The organism is Hymenobacter agri (genome assembly GCF_054778495.1).
Window position 1 is genome coordinate 1 of record NZ_BAAGZM010000285.1, and the last position, 5,359, is coordinate 5,359.

Below are 5,359 nucleotides of genomic sequence, written 5' to 3' on the forward strand. Positions count from 1 at the left end.
GCCCGATGCCGGCCCCACGAGCAAGCCGTAGCTGCGGTATCGGGCTGCTGCTGGTGTTGCTGCTGGTTGGCGGGCTGGTTCCGGCCGCCCGGGCCCAGATTGTGAAGGAAAAGCCGGGCCGCATCCGGGCGGCCAACCGCCGCGCCCTGCGTGAGGCCCGTGCCACCGATTCGCCCTACAAAGACAGCCACCTGACCGTCACGCCCGAGCAGTTGAAGCGCGGCGGCAGCAATGAGCCCCGCCCGGCTACCAACCCCGAATACGACTATAAAACGGGCATCGCGCCCAACGTGCAGCCGCCCGGCCTGCTGGGCATGCGCCGCAAAACGGCCATTCAGCGTCCGCCAGCGCCGGAAGTCAAAAAAGAAAAAAAGAAGTAGCCCTGTCTGGGGGAATCAACTGCCCGCCGGTTGTTGTAGTATAGCCTGACTAGCTGCGGCGATTCCGTACGATACTGGCTTCCTGTTTTTCGCCTACTTAAATCAAGCCCAACCAACCCGAATGTCCACTCCCTGGCTTCCCCTTACCCAACCCGAACAGCTGACCGAACTGGCCCAGGCCTCGCACGAGCAGCCGGTGCTCATTTTCAAGCACAGCACTACTTGCTCCATCAGCGCCGCGGCCAAAGGCAAAATTGAGCGTCAGTGGGCCGATAGCGGCCTCAACCTGCCCATCTACTACCTCGATTTGCTGCGCTTCCGCCCCATCTCGGCCCAGATTGCCGAGCAGTTTGGCGTGCGGCACGAGTCGCCGCAGCTGCTGCTCATCAAAGACGGCGAATGCACCTACGATGCCTCGCACATGGGCATCCGCCTCAGCGACGTGCAGGCGGCGGTGAAGTGATGAGTGGGTGCCCTGGCAGCGTAGCTATCTGATGCGCTGCCAGGGCACCCATTCATTTATTATTTGTATTCAAATACAATGTTTTGCCGTACCTCCGGGTGCAGGCTCAGGCCCACCGGGCAGGTATGAGCAGCACGCTCCAGCAACGTGCGCTCCTGCGGCGTCAGGGTGGCAGGCAGCGTAAATGTCACGTCGATTTGCGCGATGCGGCGCGGAGGCTCGGTGCTCATGTGCTTCACCACGGCGAAGCTGCTGCCTACCAGGTCCCAGTTGTGGCGCTCGGCCACAATGCCCATCACCGTCATCATGCACGAGCCCAGGGCGGTGCTCACGAGGTCGGTGGGGGAGAAGGCTTCGCCCCGGCCGTGGTTATCGACGGGGGCATCGGTCTGAATAACGTTACCCGAGGCAGTATGCGTAGCTTCGGTGCGGAGGTGGCCGGCGTAGCGGGCGGTGGCGGTGTTCTTCAAGTCAGAGAGTTACCTTTAAGGCATCATGATTTCAACAGCTAATTTACACGCCGCGGCTCGTTCCGCACGGCCCGGGGCGGGCTTAGGGTCGATTGGACGCGGCCTGCGACTGACATGCCTGGCGCTGCTGGCCACCGCCGGTGCGGTGCGGGCCCAGGCGCCGCTGCAGGCAGGAGGAGTGCCGCTAGTGCCTTCCGACGAGCAGTCCTACCACAAGGAGTTTGTGTTCGGCATTAATTTCAACACTCAGGGCGGGCTGCTGGGCGGTGCATCCATTCGGTCATCGCGGGTGCTCGACGACCGCAACCTGCGCTTCTGGATGCTGGAAGGCGTCATGCTGAAGAATACGGGCAAGGAGCAGCGCGAGAACACGGTCGCCGGTGGGACATACATCCGCAGCAAAACCAACTACGGGTTTGTTCTGCGTCCTTCGTTCGGCCTGCAGCGGGTGTTGTTCCGCAAAGCGGCCGATGCCGGGGTGCAGGTAAACGGGCTGGCGAGCGTGGGCCCGTCGCTGGGCTTGCTCATGCCGTATCACATTACTTACGACTACACTTTTGCCCGCAACGGCGGCAACGTCATCAATCTGGCGAACGATGACATCGTTACCGAGCAATTCGACCCCAACAAGCACAATGTGGAGCTGGCCATTCTCGACCATGGCCCGTTGTTCAACGGCATTGGCCAAACGAAGGTGGTGCCCGGCGCACACCTGCGCGGCGCGCTCAGCTTCGAGTATGGCCGCTACCGCGATGCGGTGGCCGGGCTGGAACTGGGCTTTCTGGTAGAGGCCTTCACCAAGCGCATGGTGATGCTCGCCCCCGACCCCAACCTGACGGAAGACAGGCTCAACCACCAGTTTTTTCCGTCGGTATACCTCACGCTTTACTTCGGGCACCGCTCCTAACGCTGCGCTTAATTGAAGAATTGAGAACCGAAGAAAGGCGGCGCTAATGAGCGATGAAGAATTTTGCTGATGCTGGTTAGCACCGATGGGTCGGGCGCATCAATTGCGCCGTAAATTTGTTAGTGCTTAGTATTGAATGGGCCGAGGTAATTCCTCCTTCTTCATTCCTCCTTCTTCATTATTAAAATGATTGACCTGCCCGTTATTCAGCCCGAAACGGCTGCTCCCGCCCGCCCCCGCAAGCCCGACTGGCTGCGCGTGAAGCTGCCCGTGGGCGAAGAATACGCCGCCGTGCGCCGCCTCGTGGACGAGCACAAGCTGCATACCATCTGCGAAAGCGGCAACTGCCCCAACATGGGCGAATGCTGGGGCGCCGGCACGGCCACGTTCATGATTCTGGGCAACATCTGCACCCGCTCGTGCTCGTTTTGTGCCGTGGCCACCGGCCGCCCCACCGAGTACGACCTCGACGAGCCCCGCCGCGTGGCCGAGGCCATTGCCCTCATGAAAGTGAAGCACGCCGTTATCACTTCCGTGAACCGCGACGAGCTGAAGGACCGTGGCGCCAGCGTGTGGCGCGACACCGTGGTGCTCACCAAGCAGCTCTCGCCCGGCACCACCATCGAAACCCTGATTCCGGACGTAAAAGCCAACTGGGACGCGCTCGACGTGATGATTTCGGGCGGCCAGGAGGTGATTTCGCACAACGTGGAAACCGTGGGCAGCCTCTACCGCCTCGTGCGCCCGCAGGCCAAGTATGACCGCAGCCTCGAGCAGATTCGCCGCACCAAGCTGGCCGGCCACCGTACCAAGTCGGGCATCATGCTGGGCCTGGGCGAAAAGCCCGACGAGCTGTACCAGGCCATGGACGACCTCGTGGCCAATGGCCTCGACATCCTCACCCTGGGCCAGTACCTGCAGCCCACCAAGCGCCACCTCGAAGTGGCCGAGTTCATCACCCCCGACCAGTTTGCTCACTACAAGGAAGAGGGCCTGAAGCGCGGCCTGAAGTATGTGGAAAGTGGCCCGCTGGTGCGCAGCTCCTACCACGCCGAGCGCCACGTGAATGTGCCGGTGTAGCGTATCTGGCATGGAGATAGAAACAAAAAAGCCCACTTAGCTAAGTGGGCTTTTTTGTTGGGAACGGCTGCCTGCACTATCGGCGGGCATTGTTGTCCTGCGGCGGATAAGTGCTCAGAATACCGTTCACGATGCGGTGGGTTTCGGCTTCGTCGATGGTATTCTGGTTTACCTGCGCCTGGCCGGTACCACGCCAGGCCAGCTCTTTGCGGCGGGCATCTACGATGTCAATAACCACGGTGCCGGCCTTGTACTGCGTCACGGGGGCATAGCCGCGGCCATAATAGCCGTAGCCATAGCCATACGGGTAGCCCAGACCATTGTAGTAGGGCGATACCTGCTGCTTATCCTCGACGCGGGCACTGTAGGCTACATAAATGTCGGGGGCGGCATTGGGAGCTACCTCGGTGAGGCCCTTAGCGGCCAGCTCGGCCGATACGGCCGCCCGCATGCGCTTATCGAGGAAGGATTCGTAGCCTTTGGCGGGGCCGCCTTCAGCGTCTTTAGGCTGTTGCGGATACCACGACCAGGTTTTGAAGGCCCGGAAGTTAACGGCGTGGTCAAAGTCGTTGGTGACGCCCACGCGGGCAGCCGGCGTGCAGCCACCGGGCCCCAGTAGCAGAAGCAGGCCAGTGGCGGCTAGTGCCGCCGGGCGAGCCAGATAACGGGTGATGCGATTCATATGGCGATAAAAGAACAAGTGGATGGAGCGCCTAACAGGCCGTTTATCAGACCGAACGAACGGGGGCAGGCGGCTATTGCATTAACGGAAAATGGCAACCCGGCGTTCACATTTTACTACGCGCTGCCAAAAAACTGCTGCCGTACCAGCGCCGCACTAATTATGCTTGCCTACTATTGAATTAAGCGGATTTTGTCCTACCTTACCCGCCAATTACATCCTCCGGTTTCTCGATTTATTAATGAACAGCAGAGCTTTACTCTTAGTGGCCGCGGCCGGGTTGGCCACGGCCTGCACCGCCTCCCGCGATGAACTGAACAAGGGGGGCGTGGAGCGTGCCCCCGTCGCCTACAATACCATCGTCGATTGCCCCGTGTATGATGGCATGACCAAAAACTCGGCGGTGCTCGCCCAAACTACCACCGGCAACGAAGTGCAGGTTACCGATACCATCAACGCCTATTTCGTGAAAGTGCGCCTCGACAAGGGTGGCCAGACGCAAACCGGCTACATGGACCGCCGCTGCTTCGGTGAGCGGGGCAACGAGCGCGGCAACCGCAAAAAGAAGTAGCTGCGGCACTTGTCGCTGCGCCCGACGCACAAAAAAGCCTCGCCGGTTTCGGCGAGGCTTTTTTGTGCGTCGGGCTACTGCGGGGCGTTAGTACGACGGGCCTTTGTCGGCCTGCACCAGCTCTTCCTGCTGGTCGGCATACTCCTCGATGGGCGTGCAGCTGCAAATCAGGTTGCGGTCGCCGTAGGCCGAGTCGATGCGGGCTACGCTGGGCCAGAACTTGTTGGCGCGCACGTACTCCATCGGGTACACGGCCTGCTCGCGCGAGTAGGGGCGCGTCCAGTCGTGCACGAGCACGGTGGCGGCGGTGTGCGGGGCGTGCTTCAGCACGTTCTCCTTGGCGTCGGCCTTGCCCGACTCCACCTCGGCAATCTCCTTGCGGATGGAAATCATGGCGTCGCAGAAGCGGTCGAGCTCGGCCTTGCTCTCGCTTTCGGTGGGCTCAATCATGAGCGTGCCGGCTACGGGGAAGCTCACCGTGGGCGCGTGGAAGCCGTAGTCCATCAGGCGCTTGGCAATGTCTTCGACTTCAATGCCGGCCTTTTTGAAGTGGCGGCATTCCAGAATCATCTCGTGGGCGCAGCGGCCATAGCTGCCGGTGTAGAGCACCGGGTAGTGGGCTTCGAGGCGGGCCTTGATGTAGTTGGCGTTCAGAATGGCCGTTTCGGTGGCGCGCTGCAGGCCGTCGCCGCCCATCATCGAAATGTAGGCGTAGCTGATGGGCAGGATGCTGGCCGAGCCCCACGGCGCGGCCGATACCGAGCCGTGGTCGCGGCCCTCCACGGGCACCACGGCGTGGCCGGGCA

Annotated in this window: 7 protein-coding genes and 1 pseudogene; 5 read left to right on the forward strand and 3 right to left on the reverse strand. The window is 61.5% G+C overall.

The features are described 5' to 3' along the window. A partial coding sequence (locus ACYVDE_RS13795; protein ID WP_460502124.1) for a hypothetical protein occupies positions 1-380 on the forward strand: 380 nt, incomplete at its 5' end. A gap of 121 nt (positions 381-501) precedes the next feature. After that, a complete protein-coding gene (gene ytxJ / locus ACYVDE_RS13800; protein ID WP_460502125.1) occupies positions 502-843 on the forward strand; it encodes a thioredoxin family protein in 342 nt (113 codons plus the stop codon). A gap of 59 nt (positions 844-902) precedes the next feature. Here the strand turns inward: ytxJ and ACYVDE_RS13805 are convergent, their stop codons facing one another. Then, the gene (locus ACYVDE_RS13805) at positions 903-1,313 is read right to left on the reverse strand and encodes an OsmC family protein (protein ID WP_460502126.1); all 411 of its coding nucleotides are present in this window, start codon (positions 1,311-1,313) and stop codon (positions 903-905) included. Positions 1,314-1,458: 145 nt separating this feature from the next. Between ACYVDE_RS13805 and ACYVDE_RS13810 the strand changes: the two genes are divergently transcribed. Further along, positions 1,459-2,220 (forward strand): hypothetical protein, encoded by a 762-nt coding sequence (locus ACYVDE_RS13810; RefSeq protein WP_460502127.1) that lies wholly within the window; start codon positions 1,459-1,461, stop codon positions 2,218-2,220. 186 nt (positions 2,221-2,406) lie between these two features. Next, complete coding sequence (lipA, locus tag ACYVDE_RS13815) at positions 2,407-3,300, forward strand: lipoyl synthase (protein ID WP_460502128.1); 894 nt, start codon at positions 2,407-2,409, stop codon at positions 3,298-3,300. Positions 3,301-3,376: 76 nt separating this feature from the next. Here lipA and ACYVDE_RS13820 read toward each other — a convergent pair whose 3' ends face one another. Next, positions 3,377-3,982 carry a DUF4136 domain-containing protein gene (locus tag ACYVDE_RS13820; protein WP_460502129.1) on the reverse strand — a complete coding sequence of 202 codons (606 nt, stop codon included), beginning with the start codon at positions 3,980-3,982 and terminating at the stop codon, positions 3,377-3,379. Positions 3,983-4,223: 241 nt separating this feature from the next. On the opposite strand from ACYVDE_RS13820, the gene ACYVDE_RS13825 reads away from it, so the two are divergent. Then, positions 4,224-4,553, forward strand: a complete 330-nt coding sequence (locus tag ACYVDE_RS13825) for an SH3 domain-containing protein (protein ID WP_460502130.1) — start codon at positions 4,224-4,226, stop codon at positions 4,551-4,553. 87 nt (positions 4,554-4,640) lie between these two features. On the opposite strand, the pseudogene ACYVDE_RS13830 reads toward ACYVDE_RS13825, so the two are convergent. Next, positions 4,641-5,359 (reverse strand): annotated as a pseudogene (locus ACYVDE_RS13830) (aminomethyl-transferring glycine dehydrogenase); the annotation flags it as partial.